Annotated in this window: 22 protein-coding genes; all 22 read right to left on the reverse strand. The window is 46.3% G+C overall.

Annotated elements, in window-relative coordinates; all coding sequences use genetic code 11:
• The 22 genes from aroC to plsY all read right to left on the reverse strand — a co-directional run bounded on the left by aroC (position 1) and on the right by plsY (position 18,971).
• A complete protein-coding gene (aroC, locus tag MKY01_RS19690; RefSeq protein ID WP_017687707.1) occupies positions 1 to 1,170 on the reverse strand; it encodes a chorismate synthase in 1,170 nt (389 codons plus the stop codon).
• A gap of 178 nt (positions 1,171 to 1,348) precedes the next feature.
• Entirely contained in the window at positions 1,349 to 2,143 is a 795-nt protein-coding gene (locus tag MKY01_RS19695; RefSeq protein ID WP_127549785.1) for a protein-glutamate O-methyltransferase CheR, read from the reverse strand.
• A gap of 25 nt (positions 2,144 to 2,168) precedes the next feature.
• Complete coding sequence (ndk, locus tag MKY01_RS19700) at positions 2,169 to 2,612, reverse strand: nucleoside-diphosphate kinase (protein WP_282320915.1); 444 nt, start codon at positions 2,610 to 2,612, stop codon at positions 2,169 to 2,171.
• 154 nt (positions 2,613 to 2,766) lie between these two features.
• The gene (locus MKY01_RS19705; RefSeq protein WP_017687703.1) at positions 2,767 to 3,741 is read right to left on the reverse strand and encodes a polyprenyl synthetase family protein; all 975 of its coding nucleotides are present in this window, start codon (positions 3,739 to 3,741) and stop codon (positions 2,767 to 2,769) included.
• A gap of 343 nt (positions 3,742 to 4,084) precedes the next feature.
• Positions 4,085 to 4,705, reverse strand: coding sequence for a flavin prenyltransferase UbiX (locus MKY01_RS19710; protein ID WP_017687702.1), 621 nt, complete (start codon positions 4,703 to 4,705; stop codon positions 4,085 to 4,087).
• Positions 4,706 to 5,572 (reverse strand): UbiA-like polyprenyltransferase, encoded by an 867-nt coding sequence (locus MKY01_RS19715; protein WP_047843561.1) that lies wholly within the window; start codon positions 5,570 to 5,572, stop codon positions 4,706 to 4,708. It lies immediately after the preceding gene.
• The gene (locus MKY01_RS19720) at positions 5,565 to 6,293 is read right to left on the reverse strand and encodes a demethylmenaquinone methyltransferase (RefSeq protein WP_036607690.1); all 729 of its coding nucleotides are present in this window, start codon (positions 6,291 to 6,293) and stop codon (positions 5,565 to 5,567) included. Before MKY01_RS19720 ends, MKY01_RS19715 begins: the two co-directional genes overlap by 8 nt.
• Before the next feature lie 15 nt (positions 6,294 to 6,308).
• Positions 6,309 to 7,172, reverse strand: coding sequence for a heptaprenyl diphosphate synthase component 1 (locus MKY01_RS19725; protein WP_282320914.1), 864 nt, complete (start codon positions 7,170 to 7,172; stop codon positions 6,309 to 6,311).
• A gap of 101 nt (positions 7,173 to 7,273) precedes the next feature.
• Positions 7,274 to 7,825 (reverse strand): hypothetical protein, encoded by a 552-nt coding sequence (locus MKY01_RS19730; RefSeq protein WP_339283244.1) that lies wholly within the window; start codon positions 7,823 to 7,825, stop codon positions 7,274 to 7,276.
• Positions 7,826 to 7,946: 121 nt separating this feature from the next.
• Positions 7,947 to 8,168: a trp RNA-binding attenuation protein MtrB gene (mtrB, locus tag MKY01_RS19735; RefSeq protein WP_017687697.1), complete on the reverse strand. Its 222-nt coding sequence runs from the start codon at positions 8,166 to 8,168 to the stop codon at positions 7,947 to 7,949.
• A gap of 169 nt (positions 8,169 to 8,337) precedes the next feature.
• Positions 8,338 to 8,610: an HU family DNA-binding protein gene (locus MKY01_RS19740; protein WP_024630670.1), complete on the reverse strand. Its 273-nt coding sequence runs from the start codon at positions 8,608 to 8,610 to the stop codon at positions 8,338 to 8,340.
• 217 nt (positions 8,611 to 8,827) lie between these two features.
• Positions 8,828 to 9,814 carry an ABC transporter permease gene (locus tag MKY01_RS19745; RefSeq protein WP_017687695.1) on the reverse strand — a complete coding sequence of 329 codons (987 nt, stop codon included), beginning with the start codon at positions 9,812 to 9,814 and terminating at the stop codon, positions 8,828 to 8,830.
• On the reverse strand, positions 9,811 to 11,328 hold the full coding sequence (locus MKY01_RS19750; protein WP_076250000.1) for a sugar ABC transporter ATP-binding protein: 1,518 nt from the start codon (positions 11,326 to 11,328) through the stop codon (positions 9,811 to 9,813). The genes MKY01_RS19745 and MKY01_RS19750 overlap by 4 nt, the downstream gene beginning before the upstream one ends.
• 112 nt (positions 11,329 to 11,440) lie before the next feature.
• Positions 11,441 to 12,538: a sugar ABC transporter substrate-binding protein gene (locus MKY01_RS19755; protein WP_036672016.1), complete on the reverse strand. Its 1,098-nt coding sequence runs from the start codon at positions 12,536 to 12,538 to the stop codon at positions 11,441 to 11,443.
• 216 nt (positions 12,539 to 12,754) lie between these two features.
• Positions 12,755 to 14,233 carry a stage IV sporulation protein A gene (spoIVA, locus tag MKY01_RS19760; RefSeq protein WP_036607700.1) on the reverse strand — a complete coding sequence of 493 codons (1,479 nt, stop codon included), beginning with the start codon at positions 14,231 to 14,233 and terminating at the stop codon, positions 12,755 to 12,757.
• A 454-nt stretch (positions 14,234 to 14,687) separates the two neighbouring features.
• Positions 14,688 to 15,467, reverse strand: coding sequence for a hypothetical protein (locus MKY01_RS19765; protein WP_339283245.1), 780 nt, complete (start codon positions 15,465 to 15,467; stop codon positions 14,688 to 14,690).
• Positions 15,468 to 15,513: 46 nt separating this feature from the next.
• The gene (locus MKY01_RS19770) at positions 15,514 to 15,864 is read right to left on the reverse strand and encodes a 2Fe-2S iron-sulfur cluster-binding protein (RefSeq protein ID WP_076249998.1); all 351 of its coding nucleotides are present in this window, start codon (positions 15,862 to 15,864) and stop codon (positions 15,514 to 15,516) included.
• A gap of 17 nt (positions 15,865 to 15,881) precedes the next feature.
• Complete coding sequence (locus MKY01_RS19775; RefSeq protein ID WP_339283246.1) at positions 15,882 to 16,499, reverse strand: hypothetical protein; 618 nt, start codon at positions 16,497 to 16,499, stop codon at positions 15,882 to 15,884.
• 83 nt (positions 16,500 to 16,582) lie between these two features.
• Positions 16,583 to 16,762, reverse strand: coding sequence for a DUF2768 family protein (locus MKY01_RS19780; RefSeq protein WP_036607705.1), 180 nt, complete (start codon positions 16,760 to 16,762; stop codon positions 16,583 to 16,585).
• A gap of 173 nt (positions 16,763 to 16,935) precedes the next feature.
• Complete coding sequence (locus MKY01_RS19785; RefSeq protein WP_017687687.1) at positions 16,936 to 17,211, reverse strand: stage VI sporulation protein F; 276 nt, start codon at positions 17,209 to 17,211, stop codon at positions 16,936 to 16,938.
• Positions 17,212 to 17,314: 103 nt separating this feature from the next.
• A complete protein-coding gene (locus MKY01_RS19790) occupies positions 17,315 to 18,355 on the reverse strand; it encodes an NAD(P)H-dependent glycerol-3-phosphate dehydrogenase (RefSeq protein ID WP_339283248.1) in 1,041 nt (346 codons plus the stop codon).
• A complete protein-coding gene (plsY, locus tag MKY01_RS19795) occupies positions 18,348 to 18,971 on the reverse strand; it encodes a glycerol-3-phosphate 1-O-acyltransferase PlsY (RefSeq protein ID WP_036607711.1) in 624 nt (207 codons plus the stop codon). The genes MKY01_RS19790 and plsY overlap by 8 nt, the downstream gene beginning before the upstream one ends.
• Between the last annotated feature and the right edge of the window lies 1 nt (position 18,972).

An 18,972-nucleotide genomic window follows, 5' to 3' on the forward strand; every position in this document is an offset into this window, starting at 1 on the left:
TTAGTAATTCTCCAGTTGAGCGTTATAACTAGCAACATTGGCACGGATCTCTTCCATGGAATCCCCGCCGAATTTCTCCAGGAATGCTTTGGCAATTTCCCACGCTACAACATGCTCCATAACCACACTCGCTGCTGGTACAGCACAAGCGTCCGAGCGCTCAACCTGAGCCGTAAATGCTTCTTTTGTATCGATATCGACACTTTGCAGTGGCTTATACAACGTTGGGATCGGCTTCATCACACCACGTACAACGACTGGCATACCGTTTGTCATACCACCTTCGAATCCACCCAAACGGTTGGTTGCCCGGTGGTAGCCGCGCTCATCCGTATGCATGATTTCATCATGTACCTGTGATCCTCGAATGACTCCGGCTTCGAATCCGATACCAATCTCTACACCTTTGAATGCATTAATGGACATTACGCCTTGAGCGATTCGTGCATCCAGTTTGCGATCGTATTGAACATAACTACCAAGACCAATAGGTACACCTTCAACGATACATTCCACTATTCCTCCGATGGAATCACCTTCTTGTTTAATCTGGTCGATGTAGGCTTCCATCTTCTTCTCTGTCTCAGCATCCGTAACACGTACAGAGGAAGCTTCTGTCACTGCGATCAGTTCATCAATCGGAAGGTCCTGATATGGAGCTTCGATCTCTCCAATGCGAAGTACACGTCCAGCTACCTTGATTCCGAATTCAGCCAGGAATTGACGTGCAATGGCACCACATGCCACACGTACCGTTGTCTCACGTGCACTGGAGCGCTCCAGTACGTTACGCAAGTCTTTAAGATTATACTTGAGCCCACCGTTCAGATCAGCGTGTCCGGGACGTGGACGATGAACGCGACGTTTCTCTTCGTCACTGCCTTCAATCGGCTCAATATTCATAATATTCTGCCAATGTTTCCAGTCGTTATTTTGAACAACCAGCGCTACCGGAGCACCTGTTGTATATCCGTGACGGATACCACCAACGAAATTCGCCTGATCCTTCTCGATCTGCATCCGGCGTCCACGGCCATATCCCTTTTGGCGGCGGTGAAGCTGGAAATTCAGTTCTTCAAAATCAATTGTCAAATTACTTGGCAATCCTTCAATAATAGCGGTCAATTGGGGTCCGTGCGTCTCCCCTGCGGTTAAATAGCGTAAACTCATAATACGTTCCCCCTTTAAACTGTTAAACTTCACATTGCTAAAATCCCATAATTTCTTTGCTTATTATAGTATAGCTGACCGGCTTTGACAAGAAAGTCGGCTCTTTCTTGTACTTGGTATACAAATAACCGCCTGAACACATGTACATGTGCTTCAGACGGCTGAACAACCATTATCATTATTTTTTCCGATAGAAGAATGTCTCTGCTGTCTCCAGACCATATTGTCCCGGGGAGAAGATCTGCTCCGTACTACCCACAAACAAAATACCGCCTGGACGCAAACTTGCTGCAAATTTGTGATACAACAGGTTTTTGGCTTCCTCGGTAAAATAGATCATGACATTTCGGCACACAATCAGATCGTAACCATCGTCAAAACGGTCCACCAGCAAATTTTGTTTCATGAACTTGATCGAATTTTTGAGTTGCTCATCAATACGGTATACCAAGCCATCCTGCTTGAAGTAACGGTTCGCCGTTTCCTTTGGCACATCCTTAAGCGAGCGTTCCATATAACGCCCTTCCTTGGCTTTGGCCAATGCACCTTCATCCAGATCACTTGCCGTAATGGAGCTGTCCTTCAAAATGCCCATCGTGTCCAGAATCATGGCAAGTGTATAAGGTTCTTCACCTGTTGAACAGGCCGCACTCCAAACTTTAGCACGACGCTTGGACCCCAGCAGCTCAGGCATGATCTCGTCCCGTAGCACTTCCCAACGATTGGGATTACGCCAGAATTCCGACACGTTAATCGTCATACGATCAAGGAATTCGTAAAACAATGATTTATCTTTCTGCATAGCTTCAAAAAAGTTAGAAAATGTATGAAACCCGTTTTTGTTGCGAAGTGTGGTCAGCCTTCTTTTCATCTGGCCTTCCTTGTATTGAGCAAGATCAATGCCTGTGCTCTCTTTGATTTTACGAATGAATCCGGTGTAATCCGGGTCTAGTAGTTGTTCTTGCTCCAGCATCGTGTATCACCCTTTTGGCTAATAATTACAACCAGGCTGCGATGCTCTTGTCGTATACCACCAGTTCATCTGAAGCAAAGAAATTTGTTGCTTCACGGGAAGCACTTTCCGGTGAATCTGCCCCATGAATCAGATTATGTGGTGTGTGGCTGGCGAAGTCTCCGCGAATGGTACCCGGAGCTGCTTCCTTCACATTGGTTTTTCCGATGACGATGCGCGCAAGCGCCACAATATCGTCGCCTTCCCACACCATGGCAAATACAGGCCCCGATGTGATAAAACGAACCAGATCATCGAAAAATGGTTTACCCTCATGTTCAGCATAATGGCGTTTTGCCTGATCCTCAGACATCTGCACCAATTTGCCTGCCACCAACTTAAATCCTTTGTCTTCCAGACGGCTAATAATTCGACCGATCAATCCACGCTGCACACCATCCGGCTTCACCATCAAAAATGTACGATCCATCAGCTCACTCCTCACTCACGGTTCAAAGTTAATCACTATGTAAACGCAATCCCTCTGATTGTAACATACATGTCCAAATCCTCCCAATGAGGAATCTCACAGTTCTGTTCATCTTTGGGTATGAGTAATCTGAGAGTCGAAGGTCATACATTGTTTAATGTGTACGTTTAACCACAAAATGAGCGATATCACGCAGGTTTTTGGTCGTCTTGATGTTAGGTAGCTGATCGAGAGCATCGAGCGCTTTCTTCATATATCGGTCAGCAAGGGCTTCAGCTTTAGCAATTCCTTGACTTTGGCGAATCATTCCAATTGCATCCGATGCACTTGCTCGTCCTTCTTCATGCTGGACACGGGAAATCTCCTTAAGCAAAGGTTCCCGCAGATCGGATTCTTCCAAGGCATAAAGTACAGGAAGAGTGATATTTCCTTGCTTCATGTCACTGCCAGGTGGCTTGCCAAGTTGTTTCTCGGTACCTACCAGATCAAGTACATCATCTTGAATCTGGAAAGCCATCCCCACATTGTATCCGTACGTATACAGCAGGGAAGATACATGCTCAGGCGCACGTGTAGCCAATGCCCCTAACTGACAACTAACTGCAATCAGAAGTGCTGTTTTGCGGCGAATCCGCAGCAGATAGTTACGAACACTTTGTCCCGTATTGAAAAAGTCGCGAATTTGCTCCATCTCACCAATGGACATCTGTACCATAGCTTTGGCAAGGATACGATGAATCGCTGGATCGGATAATCCGGCAGTCATTTCAAGTGCCTTACCGTAGATATAGTCTCCAGTGTACATGGCAATCCGGTTATCCCATTTTGACTTCACCGTGGGTTTGCCTCGGCGTGTCTCCGCATTATCAATGACATCATCATGAACGAGGGATGCCGAATGGATGAGTTCCAGCGGAACCGCAACCAGCTTCAGACGTTCAATGTCGTATGTACCAAATTTCCCACCAAGTAACACAAAAACGGGCCGCAACCGTTTTCCTCCTGCTTTGAGCAAATGAAGTGACGTTTCACTCAGCAGCTTCTGTTCTCCTCGAACACTGCGATACAATTCTTTCTCAATGTAATCCATGTCCTTTTTTAACAACCCGAAAATATCCAATAGTTTCATTCGTTCACCCGTATCAGCGTATTGTCAGTCCATAAATTCATGCTTACCTTCCCCTCCAGCAAGTCGGGCCTGCAGGCATTACGAAAAACCCGGCTTACCGTTCTTGCTTGTGTTGTTCTATAAGGTAATCTAACGTGTTTTTCTTCTCCGAATGTCATAGCCGACACCCGAAAATTAAACTCTGCGACTTGTTCTGAAACAAAATACAGAAGTTGCCGGAGCATGGGTCAAGACTGTGGTTCATGAAGACTCACCATCAGTGCTCACCAATACCCCGGGATTCGGGGGACAAATAAACCGAGCAACACTTTGGCAAAAAACAGCCTTGTATCGAACTCAGTCGTTATCCCCGTTCATCCGGTTCTCCCCATCTTGTAAACAGTTGATGTGGGATGCGCAAGCTATCCAGCACTTTCCCCACCAAAAACAGAATCAACTCATCCATAGTCTGAGGTTTGTAATAAAAAGCAGGCATAGCCGGTATCATTCGTACACCAAGACGAGAAAGCTTCAGCATGTTCTCCAGATGGATTGCATGAAGAGGCGTCTCACGTGGTACGAGGATCAATGTTCTTCCCTCTTTCATCATAACATCGGCTGCGCGAGACATCAGATTATCCGACGATCCCTGCGCGATGGACGAAAGGGTTCCCATCGAACATGGCATGATAATCATGCCGTCGGCCAGATAAGAACCACTTGCAATGGAGGCCCCTATATCACTCACAGGATGATAGATCAGAGAACCGGCACGGTTGCCGAATTTTTCTTCCAGCACCGCGTCCCGATTCGTCACATCCCAGTCCAATTCTTCTTTCAGTACACGCCACCCTGCATTGGATATGACCAGATGAACGTTATATTCCAAATCAAGCAGCGTTTCAATTAATCGAATGCCATATATGCTGCCACTCGCTCCGGTAATTCCGACAACCAGTCGTTTATTGTCCGGCTGCTGCACCATTTATTTCACCGCCAGATCAATCAGAGTGAACGTAAATACAATTAAACTAAGCAAACTGTTCATGGTAAAAAACGCCGTTTGAACACGGCTCATATCATTAGGCGATACAATATAGTGTTGATAGAATAGAATTCCATACGTCACCAACATGCCTGCGCCATACCACCAGCTCAGATCTGTCATCAACAATAACGCAAGAAAACCAATTGCAGTAATCACATGGAAGAACTTAGCGATCTGCAAGGATTTAACCAGGCCAAAACGGGAAGGTATGGAGTGAAGACCCTCTCCCTGATCGAATTCCAGATCCTGACATGCATAGATAATATCAAAGCCCGCTGTCCAGAACACAATCGTAACGTACAGCACAATCGCTGTCCAATCCATCGTTCCTGTTACAGCTACCCAGCCACCAAGTGGTGCCAAACCAATCGTCATTCCGAGAACAATGTGGCATAACCATGTGAATCGTTTGGTGTACGAATACAGTACCAACATAAACACAGCAATAGGTAACAGCTGCATCGATAATACATTAAGATTGGATGAGGCCCAGAATAACAATATAAATGAGATAATGACAAATATAACAACTTCCCCATTTTTCAACAGTCCTGCCGGGATGGCTCTCATCGCGGTACGCGGGTTTTTGCTATCAATCGCTTGGTCGATAATTCGGTTCAAACCAAAAGCCGCACTACGTGCGCCGACCATCGCAAGCAATACCCACATGATCTGCATCCAGCTTGGGAAGGTATCATTCACTACCATGGAGCCGAGGATCGCCCCCATAAATGCAAAAGGTAAAGCAAAAAGCGTGTGTTCAATCTTGATCATTTCTAAAAAGATGCGAATTTTCCTAAACATGCTGATTCTCCTTGGTTCCAATATGCAGTGCCGCGATACCTCCGGTCAGAGGGTAGGCCTGCACTTGTTGTAATCCAGTTTCTGCAAAAATGTCTGCCAGTTCCTGCCTTCCCGGGAAAATGGCCAGTGAGTCCGGTAGCCATTTGTACTGCTCAAAACTTTTAGCAAACACTTTGGCAAGATTCGGTAAAACCTTCTCAAAATAAAAATAATAAATGCCTTTGAACGGCTGCCATGTTGGCTTGGACAATTCCAGGCATACAACCATACCGCCCGGTTTGACCACACGTTTCATTTCAGACAACACTTGTCTGAGATCAGGTACATTACGCAACCCAAACCCGATCGTCACATAATCAAACGAATTGTCTTCAAAAGGAAGTGACATGGCATTTCCCTGTGTCAGGGTAATCTGTTTTTGACGTTGCACCGCATTGATCTTTGTCTGGCCGACCTCCAGCATGTTGCTACTGAAATCAAGTCCGTGCATGTGCCCCGTTTCACTTGCCTCTGCCATAGCAAGCGTCCAGTCACATGTGCCGCAGCACAAATCAAGACCGGTATCGCCTTTGGACATATTCATCTTTTTCATGGTGAATTTACGCCAAGCCTTATGCCTGCGGAAACTTAAAATATCATTCATGACATCATATTTTCCGGCTATACTCTGAAAAACCGAATGGACATATTCTTCTTTCGGTTTGGTCTCTCCGCTCCCCATTCGTCTGTCTCCCCCTCAATCTTCCCTTACTGCCGCATGTGAAGGCTGCAAATATGCCAAGTAAGGCTCTAGAATTGCATGTATCTCATGCAAGCCCATCCGCCCTTCCTCATCTTGCAACAACAGTTGAATGCGGTGTGTACACTCGCGAAGCTTGTCCAGCAAAACCTCGCCAACCCTATGCTTCAGCACCATAGTGTTCCATGCACGTGCATCCGGTTCAGATTGACGCAACACATTGCGCTCATCGTCATTACCATGCTCGTATATGTGCCAATATGCATAGCTGTGAAGATATCGTTTTGCGTCATTCATCCGCTTCAGTTCTTCCACGATCGTTTCGCAGGAGCTGAATTCGGTCAACAGGCTGTTCCATAATGACTCTTCCTTATGTTGAATCATGCCTGTAAATGAAAGAAACAGCTGCATTCTCAGCTGTACCGTTTCACGCAAGTATTCGTCAGCCGAAACGAGAAGCTTCTTCATCCGTTCATACAGCGTCATCTTGCGTGCGTTCACTCCGGATACAGCACCACTGAGTTTGCCAATCATTTCAATTCTGCCCGCTTGGGCAAGCAATTGATAAAAACGGCTACTTAAATAATCCCCGGCGAGTACATTCAACTGACGTGAACGCATCTCCTGCTCTTTCCGCTCACCGGAAATGGTATCGATTCGATCATGCGTATCCATGGCCAACTGAACGAGCGAAGTTGCAAGAGCATATAACTCTTGATGCACCTTTTCGTCTGTGCGGCCCACAAATACCTGCAACAGACGTGCTCGGCTATCCGGAAATGATGGGATTTCCGTATGTTGTCGAATCATGTCGTAATCCGTATATTTCTTTGCTAGTTGGGGTACGCGATATGAATTCATTCTCAGCCTCCGAGCCTTAACATTGTTAAACCTTTTCTGCACTACAATCTTATATATTATAGCATATGTTGAACGGGCACGCACTGAATCCTGCTATTCTATTACCCCTGACTTGTCATTTCGAATTGCTTCTTCCAGAGTTCGGTCTCCATCAAATGAAACCAGTCCTTCAATTCATCTGAAAAGGCCGCACTTTTCCAGTTCCGTAATGTTTCAATCGCATACAGAGGCCACTCTCCACGCCGAATATCAGCAGCAAGTAACAGATGTCGTTTATGCATCCATTCATCTTCTGCCATCACACGTAGCAGCACCTGATCCACGTTATCCAGACTCCGAAAGCCCAGATCTGCTACAGCTGCCATGTTCTCATAGATTTCAGTGTAACTTGTACCTGTTCCTTTAACTTTGAGGTCCAGTGTCAAAATGGACTGCTTCCATTCCACTCTTGCAATGGGCGTTGATAGTTGCATGGAGCTTAGCACATCAACCAGATTGTCATTCGTTAGCTGAACTGGATGATGTGATGCAGAGGCAGGCTGTACGTTGTCCGCGCCCCATGTACGCATATGTAAGGTTTGTATCGCAACAAGCAGAAAGACCGCCGCAACCGTTGCCAGCATTGAAGCAGTAACAATCATCCGCGGTTTCATATACGCCTCCCTGCCTTTACCTGTTAGTGTAGTCTGTCCGGTAAAGGCTCATACCTCATTGTACAATGAAAAAAAGCAGGCTATGCCTGCAATCTTCATTTGAATGTATTCAATCTGTCCATTACTCCGATTCAATCTGTCCATGCTTGGTAATCAGCGTGGCTTTGCCCCGGATTTTAATAGCTGAAGTATGGGTGGTAAATTGGGCAAACATCACTTCACCTTTGTCCAATTTTTCGGTGTGGTGAAAACGTGTATCCTGACCTCGGGTTAATCCGATCACCTGGACACCATTTTCCTCTGCCTTAATTACAATATAATCATTGCCGGTTGGATGATCCATCACGCATGTCCCCTTCTTTAGTTCGATAGCGTTAATGATGATTAAGATTGTTTCATTTGTCAACCTGCGCCTTATACGAATGAACCGTAAGAATCATCGTTAAAGGGCAAAAGAAAAGGCCGTGAACAAGTCACGGTCTTTTTGTCGACATATGGAATATGTAGAAATCTTATTTAATTCCGTCTTTGAGCGCTTTACCTGGTTTGAATGCAGGAATTTTGCTCGCAGGAATTTCGATTTCTTCACCTGTTTGCGGGTTGCGTCCTTTACGTGCAGAGCGCTCGCGAACTTCGAAGTTCCCAAAACCAACCAATTGTACTTTATCTCCGCTTTGAAGAGCCTCAGAGATTGCTTCGAATACGGCATCAACCGCTTTCGTTACATCTTTCTTGGACAATTCAGTCGCTTCAGATACGTGTGTAATCAAGTCTGATTTGTTCATTTGTTTTTCACCTCCTGTATCAATGTCCTGAATGTTATACTGTGTTTCCGTTTTATAGCGAAATATACGTTCATACGCAAAAAATCTACGTACATCTTGAGCGCTGAACACAAATCTCCGCCTGCGGTCAACAGTCATTTTCGGCAGAATGTCGTCTGAAACCACGGGCATTTCAGACGCCGAACAAATTTCATACTAATACAGACAGCCCACAATTTCAAGTCCGGTTGCGGTTTAAGACGTAAAATGTAACCGCCAGGGCAAGCACGAGAACCCCACCTTTTACAATATCATGTGTGAAATACTGTACGTTCATCATCGTTAAACCGTTCACAAGTACACCAATCAGAACCGAACCAATGAAGGTTCCGATGACATTGGGTTTACCCGCACCAAACACAGAGAAACCGACAAATACTGCAGCTACGGATTCCATTAACAACGGTGATCCCGCATCAATTTGCCCGGATCCTACTTTGGAAGCATAGATGATACCCCCGATTGCTGCAAACACTCCAGCGGCTACATAGGCGAGTGTACGCACCTTTTTCACCTTGATTCCAGACAACCGTGCAGCTTCCTCATTACCACCTGTAATGTACATCTGGCGCCCATATTTCGTATACGTCAAAAAGATATGCACACCTATTACCGCAATAAGTAACATGATAACCGATATCGGCATACCAAGCCATTTACCCTGCCCTATAAGCAGAAATGTCGGGTCCATCTCTCCCGCAGCTTTGCTCCCATCAGGGAACTGCATGTGATTGTAAATGGTATATCCCTGTGCATACGTTTTGTGAATACCTCCGATGATATACATCGTGGCAAGGGTTGCGAGCAAATCTGGAATACGCAATTTTACAATGAGCAAAGCGTTCAGTAAACCAATAACAGCGCCGATAATCAATGGCACGATAATGACGATCGCCAGTGGTTGTTGATACCAAATCATTAACGAAGCAGTAACGACGGTAGTTAATGAGACAGTCGCCCCAACCGAGAGATCGAATCCATCAACAATGAGAGATAACGTAACACCGATCGCTACAAAAGTAACGATAGAGATCGAGCCCAAAATATCGGTCAAGTTACTGTACGTAAAGAAATAAGGCAATTTAATGCCGAAAAATGCGATAACACCTATTATGACTATAATCGCCCCGTAACGGAACGCAAAATCCAGTGATTTATCCTTCATGATTGCACCTCTTGTCCACCGCTTGCATAGTATAGCAGCTGTTCTTGGTTAGTCTCGCCTCGTTTGAACTCTTTTACGATAACACCTTCGCACATGACAGCGATTCGGTCACCAATTCCCATGCCTTCATCCAGTTCACAGGTGAAATAGATTACACCCTTGCCCGCCAAAGCCAGTTCATTAATGATGCGGAAAATGTCACTTTTTGCCCCAATATCTACGCCTTTGGTTGGCTCATCAAATATAAATACATCCGCATCCGCATTAAGCCATTTACCAATGGCTACCTTTTGCTGGTTACCACCGCTTAGATATTTCACTTCCTGTTTCACGGACGATGTTTTAATTCCAAGCTGTTTCACCAATGACTCTGCGTTTAGACGTTCCCGCTTACGGCTTACGAAACCTAATGTACTAAGACGACTTAGCAAAGGTAGACTTAAATTCCGTTCCACGTTCTCCTGAATCAGAATTCCTTGTTTACGCCGCTCCTCCGGTACAGAAACAATCCCCAGAGCCGCCGCATCCGCAGGCTGAGATAGGCGGAGATTACGGTTGTTAAGCCGGATCTCGCCTCCCTCCAGCCGATCTGCACCAATCAGCAAACGAGAGCTTTCCGTTTTACCCGCGCCTACCAGACCCACCACAGCGAGGACTTCACCTCGGCTTACAGAGAGGTTAACACCTTTAACCTTCACTCCACGACGAAGCCCACGCGCCTCCAAAAGCAGTTCCCCCACGGGCGCTTCCGTCTTTGGAAATTCTTCTTCAAATGGTTTGCCTAACATCTGAGTAACCAAATCATTGATCGTCAGTCCCTTTGCTTCACCAGTAAATACATGTTGTCCATCTCTCATAACCGTAACGCGATCACAGTGACCCGTCACTTCCGCAAGACGATGGGTAATGAAAATGCAGGCTACGCCCCGCTCCTTCAGCAGATGTACAATACGGAAAAATGCATCCGTTTCTTCCTGACTCAGCGGTGCAGTAGGCTCGTCAAAAATGATGACCTTGGCATCCTGAATCAAAATCCGTGCCAGCAAAATCATCTGTTTTTCTGCAAGTGTCAGATCGGCCACTTTTTGGTGAACGGATATGTCCGCCCCTAATTGCTTCAATGCCTCAACCGCGCGCTGTTGCAGCTTCCGTGGACTTTTCCACCAACCTCCAGCAGATGAAGCCAACTGATCCAACATAATGTTCTCCGCAGCCGTCAGCTGTGGCACCAGTGCCGCATCCACTTCCTGATAGACACAGTGAATCCCACTTGCCTTCGCGTCTCCCGGAGAACTCAAATGAAGCGCTTGTCCACTTAACTGAATCGTTCCCTGATCCAATGGATAGGCACCGGACAAAATTTTCATTAACGTGCTTTTACCGGCACCATTGGCACCCAGCAGCGCATGAATCTCCCCACCTTTTACAGAGAAATCCACATCCTTCAGTGCAGGAATACCTGAAAACTGCTTGTGGATATGTTCCATTTGAAGCAGAATCGGTGCAGTGCTCATGATGTTAACCTCCAATCGTTCCCATACGGGAGTATCCCATTTCTCATCCAAACTTGCACATCTTCATTATGGTGGAAAAAGCGCGCCTTGCGGCGCGCTTCCCTTACGCTGCTTATTTAGCAGTAATTCCGTATTCACTCATCCAGTCCTTGATTCCTTGTGTGCTGCCACCCCAACCTTCAACGAACTCAGACAGCTCCGAAGTGGAGATTTGTTTATCCGGCAGAGCTTCGCGTTGAACATAGACCGGGTTAAGAACAACTGCATCTTCCGTCTCGTCCCCGTTCAATTTCTGATAAGCATAACGTACCTGGACGCGACCAATATCTGTTGGATCCACAGCCGCAGAAGCAACCCAAGGATTTTTCGGGTCCTGAATCATTTGCAGATCCTCGTCACTCATATCGATACCATACACTTTGATCTCATCACGTCCAGCTTGTTGAATCGCACGTGCTGCACCTTTGGCGAACTCATCCCATGCAGTCCATACAGCTGTAATCTCACCTTTTGGATACTGCTTGAGAATAGCTTCCATTTTGGCTTGTGTATCCAGCGCCGGATTCTGTGCAGAACCGAATGTAGCTATTTCCTTGATGTCCGGATTTGCTTTCATGAATTCACCGTATGCAATCTGACGGCGTTCCATCGGTGCGAAACCAGCTACCCATACTTTGACAATATTGCCTTGTCCATTGATATCTTTTTTCATTTGCTCCAGTGTCAGTTCAGCCATCTTCTGGTCATCCTGCGACAGGACTGTAGCTCCTGGAACACTGATAGCTGCGTCAAACACGACCACTGGAATATTTTGTTCTACTGCCTTCTTCACGCCTGGCTCTAATAGGGAATCACCGTGATCCGTGAGAATGGCATCGAACTTCTGGTTAATAGCGCTATCAAGCAAGGATACCATCTTTGCTTTGTCATTATCCGCAACAAACGTTGTCAGTTCTCCACCGAATTTTTCGATTTCTTCTTTTACACCTTGTACATATTGCTGCGAGAAAGTACCTGTATTAAACTCCATAATAAGTGCAATCCGTTTGCCGCTTAGAGGGCCTGTAACTGCTTCCGTTTTTGGTGTATCATCTGATGCACCCGAAGCTGGAGTGGCTGCCGGTTCTTTTTTGATTCCGCAAGCGGACAGCGCCAATGTAAATACTAATAACACACTCAACCATACCCATTTAGTCTCTTTTCTTTTCATCTCTGTATCCCCCTGTCCACTCTCTGTGATCTCGATCACAATAGTTGAATATTAATATAACGGCTAATCCCTAGTATGTAAATGGGTTTTAGCAATTTAAAGCTAAAACTCGCTAAGTTTTTTCGAAAGTACTATTCTTCCTATCCATTTCATCCAAAATAAAGAAATCACGTAAAAAAGACCGCGAGGGGATGCCCCTTACGGTCTTTTGATGTCTTACAGAATGATAGCGATCAAGCCACCTGAACCTTCGTTAATGATTCTTCCCAGCGTCTCTTGCAATTTGTATCTTGCATTATCCGGCATCATGGCAATCTTGCCCTGGATACCTTCTCGCACAATGGAGTGCAGTGAACGACCAAACATGTCTGAATCCCATACCTTGATCGGGTCGTTCTCGAAGTCCTGCATCAGGTATCTCACCAGTTCCTCACTTTGTTTCTCCGTACCGATGATTGGAGCGAACTCTGATTCCACATCAACCCGGATCATGTGAATGGACGGTGCCGTTGCTTTCAGACGTACGCCAAATTTGGTGCCCTGACGAATGAGCTCAGGTTCATCCAGAGCCATCTCGGCGAGAGATGGAGCAGCAATGCCATATCCGGTCGTTTTGACCATCTCCAGCGCTTCTGCGAAGCGGTCGTATTCTCTCTTCGCATGCGAGAATTCCTGCATCAATTGCAGCAGATGATCCTTACCGCGAATCTCGATGCCAACCACTTCCACGAGAATCTGATCATACAGTTCATCCGGCGCGTACAGGTCAATTTCGGCTACACCTTGCCCCATATTCATGCCACTCAGGCCTGCGCGATCAATGAATTCATATTCCATGAACTGTGCGACAACCCGATCCACGTCACGAAGTCTGCGAATGTCCTTAACGGTATCCCGTACAGAATTTTCGTAGTTGCTACGCAGCCAGTGAGTCTCATTGAGTACCATAACCCAGCTCGGCAAGTTTACATTCACTTCATGCACAGGGAACTCATAGAGCACTTCACGAAGTACACCCGTCACATCATCTTCCGTCATGGTCGCTGCACTGAGTGTCATCACCGGAATGTCGTATTTGGCAGCAAGCTCACTGCGCAATTGCAGGGCTTCTTCACTGCGAGGACGAGTAGAGTTGATGACCAGGACAAACGGTTTACCCACTTCTTTTAATTCCGCAATGACCCGTTCTTCGGATTCCACATAGGAACTGCGGGCAATTTCGGCGATTGTGCCGTCTGTTGTTACCACAACACCCAGTGTGGAATGCTCCTGAATGACTTTGCGAGTACCAATCTCGGCGGCTTCCTGGAACGGAATTGGTTCCTCGAACCAAGGCGTGGAGATCATGCGTGGACCATTCTCATCCTCGTATCCCTTGGCTCCTTCCACCGCGTAACCTACACAATCCACAAGGCGCACATTGACATCGAGTCCTTCTGCCACCTTAATCTGGACTGCGTTATTTGGTACGAATTTTGGTTCGGTAGTCATGATTGTTTTACCTGCTGCACTCTGTGGAAGTTCATCCACCGCTCGACCACGGTCAGCCTCGTTAGTGATGTTTGGCAACACAATGGTTTCCATGAATCGTTTAATAAATGTTGATTTTCCCGTCCGGACTGCGCCGACAACCCCGAGATAAATATCCCCTCCGGTCCGCTCAGCTATGTCCTTAAAAATGTCCACTTTCTCCAATGAAATCCCCTCCCTAAATTACTCCGAAGGAAAAATGCTAAAGAGCATCCGCTTCGTTTTTTCAATCAGAAGACTGAAATCCCTGCAACGGTAGAGCCGCCTTTGTGAGTGCCCGGAAGTCGTCCGCCGCCGAACGTTGCATTCTGATGAAACCGGCGAGAGCGGCGTTAACTCGTACATGCAATTGGACTAGTATCATCTTATGTATCCGTATGCGGCAATATGACGCGTATTTTTGTTTTTTTATCTTAAGGTGATGACATTAGGAGAATCCCCCGATCTCGGACTGCGCGTCTTTATTTCAATCTACTTTATGTGATCCGCGAAGCTTTTATGACGGTTATTGCTCATACTGACAAAAGAAAAAAGAGATATCCCTTATTTGGAATATCTCTTTTTGAACCATTAGAGCCATGGTGGTCATACAGCTAAATCATTTGAATTGCAACCATGCTTATTTTATGGGCTGGGCAACTGGCGCATTATTTTTCCAAGCGTAGAAAACCGATTTTACAGGTACGAAGTAGGAGTGTTCCACCAGCAAATCCCGAACATCTTCAGTCTCTGCTGGAGACACATCAGACTTTTCCACTGCCTGCATAATATCAAAAGCATAATCTACATAGACCTTGCCTTCGTCATCCATCATAAACGGTAACGCCTGACCTGAATATACACTATTCAGCGTAATGGAAGGAGTACCTGCCTGAGCAGCCTGCTCCATATTCACAGCATATAACCCCGGATACAGTTCTTCCCCGCTTGGCAGCTTATTGTTATGTACGGACTTATATTGATTAACCATTCGTTGCACATCGTTTACTTTCTGTACGGTCAGAAGATCCATCACTTTAATGGTCGGATTCACTTCTTCGTCCTGAATAAGGAAGTAAGCGCTCCCACCACTTTCAAAAGCAGTCCCCGGTATTTCATCCAGATACCCCAGTTGTTTCAACTTGGGCAGATCCACTCTGAACTTTTCATATTTTGGCGTTTCCATATCTGCATTGATGATTGGCAAAATCCCCTCATCTTGCTGAAATGCCTCGACCGCACTCTGGATGCGGCTCACGCTTTCCCGATAGGCTATCTTAGGGTCTGAATTGCTCTGGGATGGATACATACAACCACTTGCTGTAAAAGCAAACAACAGGAATAACAGCAGACCGCCCGTCTGATGTTTCAGACGCTGCCGTCTGCTTCCTTCCACACATTTTGGCTTGTTTCTAATCATTCGTGTCCTCCTTGAATAACTCATTAGAGAATCAATGTCATAACGCTCAGAACCAGTCGTCTTCCTGTTGTTGACGTTCCAGTTGTTTCCGAATGGCTGCCTTCAGCGGGTCCTCTGGAACATGAACCGATAGAGATCCACACACCTTGGCCTGACAGGACAGTCGTGTACCTGCTTCCAACAGTGAACCCAGCTTGCGCTTTTCTGCATCTGTTGGTGGATACAGTTCCGTCCGATGTTCTTCATCCACGTTCACTTTGCACATCAGGCAAGCCGCTTTACCATCACATCGGGTCGTAATCTTGACTCCAGCACGTCGTGCTGCATGCAGAAGTGTTGCCCCTGGTTTGAGCACTATCGATTTGTTCATAGGTAAAAAAGTAACTTTATAGTCCATCATTTTCCTCCCTCAACCTACTGGGGCCATGTAAAGCCAACAAGCTCTTCCACTTCGGCTCTGAAGCGGCTTGTCCAGACATTCTGTTGACTTAACAGCATCATTATAGGTTGATGTGCATCTGGCTGCTCGCGCATCTGTTTCGCAATGGGGACATAACGATCTTCACGACCTCGTAGCAGATTAAACAAAAGCTCATGCGCAAGCGGCATCAGTCGCAGGCTATATGAACCCACTTGTGCTACTGGTGCATGCGGAGCAAGTACATGTTCAATCTCAACACGGTACCAACTTTTGCGAGCCCATATTTCGAAACCACCAACCAGTTCCAGCGCACATTCACCCACCTGATAGTGGCTCAGCAGAGAAGCATACGGTCCTGTCTTATCCACTGTAGGCTCGTCAAGCATTTCCCCCGGAGCGCTACGGTGAAGTTCTTTAGCAGCAGCAACATCCGCATAGATATCAATATCTCTCGGAGCCTGTTGCAACTCCACTCCTTGAAGCAGCAACCCACAACTTCCTCCAAGTAACCATGTCTGTGGCTGTGTGTTCCAGGCTTTGGCCGTTTCCAGCAAAGCCGCGTGTAATTCCGGATAACGCTCTGTCCGACCCTCCGTATCATGCGGCCCCATAGGCTCACACTCCCCTCATCCGTGTTCATTGTGTCAGTTCTTATGATGTGCTTATGCGGATGTTATCCTTCAGGCATGGGAAATCAGGTCAGAGAAGCGATTCCACCGAACAAGCCAATCAGCATAATCAAAAATGCAATCAGAGAAAGAATCCCCCGTACAATACCTTTTGTTTTGGCACGAGCAAACGTAATCAGGAATACAGATAGTCCCATAATGAGGATGGCCACCAATGACAGCCACATCTTGTCCATTGCGCTCATAATCCAGCAGTCTCCCCTTCAGTCCGATATTCATCACTGACACTGTGACAATTGCAACCATTATAACACGAAATTCAGCTCAACTTTCCAAAAAAAAGACAAAAAAGCAAGCCGGCAGAAGCCGACTCGTCTTTTTGTCTTACTGGATCACCTGCACATGCAGGTGTGATCTATTATTTTTTCATCATCATTTTCATTAACGATTCCATACTGCTCGGATTCAATCCGCTTTTCTTGACCGCACTCACAATATCCTTAACCGTATCCTCAGATACCGGAACTTTCGCCATGGCGGATACTTGTTTGATCAATTGGCGCAACTGAGCTTCATTCTGAATCGTCGTTGGTTTCACCGTGCTTGCCAATTTCTTAACGGCACCTTCCGTTATCGTTTTACCCGTTTTCTTGTTGATTGCATTCAGTGCATCTTTGGAAATGTTGTTACCCATTCGTCTCCCCTCCTCCGGCAATACTCATGTGTATAGTATGAGTCTGCTACAGAAAAGGTGAATAAGCTTCTTATTTCACAAGGTACGTTTAGGCTGATTACAATCAGGAATGCCATTGCTCCCAGGTTTCAAGCTTCATGACTTCCATTTCAGTCTTCGGGTCACGTCCCATCAAGGCTTCAACCGCATCACGTGGCTGTCTCTCCTGGAATAAAACGTGATATAACTGATCCGCAATTGGCATTTGTACACCGTATTTTTGTGAGATGAAATAGGCAGCTTGCGTAGTTCGAATGCCTTCTACCACCATGCCCATGGACTTCAGAACATCATCCAGCTTCTGTCCCTGGCCCAACATGGAACCTGCTCTCCAGTTCCGACTATGCTGACTTGTAGCCGTTACAACCAGATCCCCGATTCCAGCAAGTCCCGAAAACGTTAGCGGATTTGCTCCCATCTCAACACCAATACGTGTGATCTCTGCCAAACCACGTGTTAGCAAAGCGGCTTTGGCATTATCACCAAATTGAAGACCATCCGACATACCTGCACCAAGAGCAATGATATTTTTGAATGCACCCGCCAACTCAACACCGATCATATCCCGATTCGTGTAAACCCGGAAATAAGCATTCATAAACAAAGCTTGGGCAGACTCGGCAGATGCCTTATCCAGTGAAGCTACAACCACCGTCGTTGGACAACGCTTCACCACTTCTTCCGCATGGCTTGGACCAGAAAGAACAACCACACGTCCTTCTTCACATTCAAGCTCTTCTGAAATGACTGTGGACATCCGTTTGAGGCTTTCTGTCTCAAAACCTTTGGTTGCATGAATGACTAACATCTCAGGCTTGTAATAAGCCTTAAGCTGGTTCGTAACTGCACGCATGGCTGATGAAGGCGCAACAATTAACACAGCTATAGCGCCTTCCACCGCAACTTCCATATCAGTTGTTGCTTGAATCCGTGTTGAAAGCTCCGCATCCGGAAGATAGCGAGTATTAGTGTGCTTGTTATTGATTTCGTTAGCTTGGTCTTCACCACGTGTCCACATCATCACATCCAACTGATTGGCGGCGAGTACACTGGCGAGAGCTGTTCCCCAGCTCCCAGCGACTAGAACAGCAACTTTTTTAGACAACTCGTTTACCCCCTCCAGGGTTTTTCGATCCCAATTTATTTTCCTGTCCTTTGGCGAGCTTCGCAATATTGGTACGATGTCTCCAGAACGCAAACAGACAAATAATCAGACTCCCCCAGAAGATATTCATTGAATATCCGGGTAATACCATGATAAAGATGGGTGTAAATGCTACAAAAATCAGAGACCCCAATGAAACATAGCGTGTCAATACAATAGACAGAATGGCGATCACCCCAGCACATAACGCAGGCAGGAAAGCAAGACTCACCAGAACACCAATGGCTGTGGCAATGCCTTTTCCTCCACGAAAATGGAAGTAAAGCGGCCAGTTATGTCCTGCAATGGCTGCTATACCACTGAGTGCAGGAATCCAGGCAGAACCGTTACTCAGCCAGATTCCAATCCATACAGCTGCAACACCCTTAAGTACATCAAGTAACAGAACAGCAATTGCTGGTCCTTTACCCAAAATACGCAATGTATTGGTAGCTCCCGCGTTTCCGCTTCCGTGCTGACGAATATCGATCCCCCGTATCGCTTTGGCAAGGAGGACACTAAAGCTGATCGAACCGAGCAGATAACTCAGTACAATCGCTGCGATTTGTAAAATCACA

This window comes from Paenibacillus sp. FSL R5-0486, assembly GCF_037975155.1.
GTDB lineage: Bacteria > Bacillota > Bacilli > Paenibacillales > Paenibacillaceae > Paenibacillus > Paenibacillus amylolyticus.

Excerpts from the sequence above, each read along its gene's own strand:
- MKY01_RS19755 (WP_036672016.1), bottom strand. The coding sequence starts at position 12,538 with ATGAAAAGAAAAGAGACTAAATGGGTATGGTTGAGTGTGTTATTAGTA.
- MKY01_RS19775 (WP_339283246.1), bottom strand. The coding sequence starts at position 16,499 with ATGGGGCCGCATGATACGGAGGGTCGGACAGAGCGTTATCCGGAATTA.
- MKY01_RS19710 (WP_017687702.1), bottom strand. The coding sequence starts at position 4,705 with ATGGTGCAGCAGCCGGACAATAAACGACTGGTTGTCGGAATTACCGGA.
- MKY01_RS19765 (WP_339283245.1), bottom strand. The coding sequence starts at position 15,467 with ATGATTAGAAACAAGCCAAAATGTGTGGAAGGAAGCAGACGGCAGCGT.
- MKY01_RS19745 (WP_017687695.1), bottom strand. The coding sequence starts at position 9,814 with ATGAAGGATAAATCACTGGATTTTGCGTTCCGTTACGGGGCGATTATA.
- MKY01_RS19740 (WP_024630670.1), bottom strand. The coding sequence starts at position 8,610 with ATGAACAAATCAGACTTGATTACACACGTATCTGAAGCGACTGAATTG.
- MKY01_RS19725 (WP_282320914.1), bottom strand. The coding sequence starts at position 7,172 with ATGAATTCATATCGCGTACCCCAACTAGCAAAGAAATATACGGATTAC.
- MKY01_RS19715 (WP_047843561.1), bottom strand. The coding sequence starts at position 5,572 with ATGTTTAGGAAAATTCGCATCTTTTTAGAAATGATCAAGATTGAACAC.
- mtrB (WP_017687697.1), bottom strand. The coding sequence starts at position 8,168 with ATGGATCATCCAACCGGCAATGATTATATTGTAATTAAGGCAGAGGAA.
- MKY01_RS19785 (WP_017687687.1), bottom strand. The coding sequence starts at position 17,211 with ATGGGTAACAACATTTCCAAAGATGCACTGAATGCAATCAACAAGAAA.
- MKY01_RS19720 (WP_036607690.1), bottom strand. The coding sequence starts at position 6,293 with ATGGGGAGCGGAGAGACCAAACCGAAAGAAGAATATGTCCATTCGGTT.
- ndk (WP_282320915.1), bottom strand. The coding sequence starts at position 2,612 with ATGGATCGTACATTTTTGATGGTGAAGCCGGATGGTGTGCAGCGTGGA.
- aroC (WP_017687707.1), bottom strand. The coding sequence starts at position 1,170 with ATGAGTTTACGCTATTTAACCGCAGGGGAGACGCACGGACCCCAATTG.
- MKY01_RS19770 (WP_076249998.1), bottom strand. The coding sequence starts at position 15,864 with ATGGACTATAAAGTTACTTTTTTACCTATGAACAAATCGATAGTGCTC.
- MKY01_RS19730 (WP_339283244.1), bottom strand. The coding sequence starts at position 7,825 with ATGAAACCGCGGATGATTGTTACTGCTTCAATGCTGGCAACGGTTGCG.
- MKY01_RS19780 (WP_036607705.1), bottom strand. The coding sequence starts at position 16,762 with ATGAGCGCAATGGACAAGATGTGGCTGTCATTGGTGGCCATCCTCATT.
- MKY01_RS19750 (WP_076250000.1), bottom strand. The coding sequence starts at position 11,328 with ATGAGCACTGCACCGATTCTGCTTCAAATGGAACATATCCACAAGCAG.
- MKY01_RS19695 (WP_127549785.1), bottom strand. The coding sequence starts at position 2,143 with ATGCTGGAGCAAGAACAACTACTAGACCCGGATTACACCGGATTCATT.
- MKY01_RS19705 (WP_017687703.1), bottom strand. The coding sequence starts at position 3,741 with ATGAAACTATTGGATATTTTCGGGTTGTTAAAAAAGGACATGGATTAC.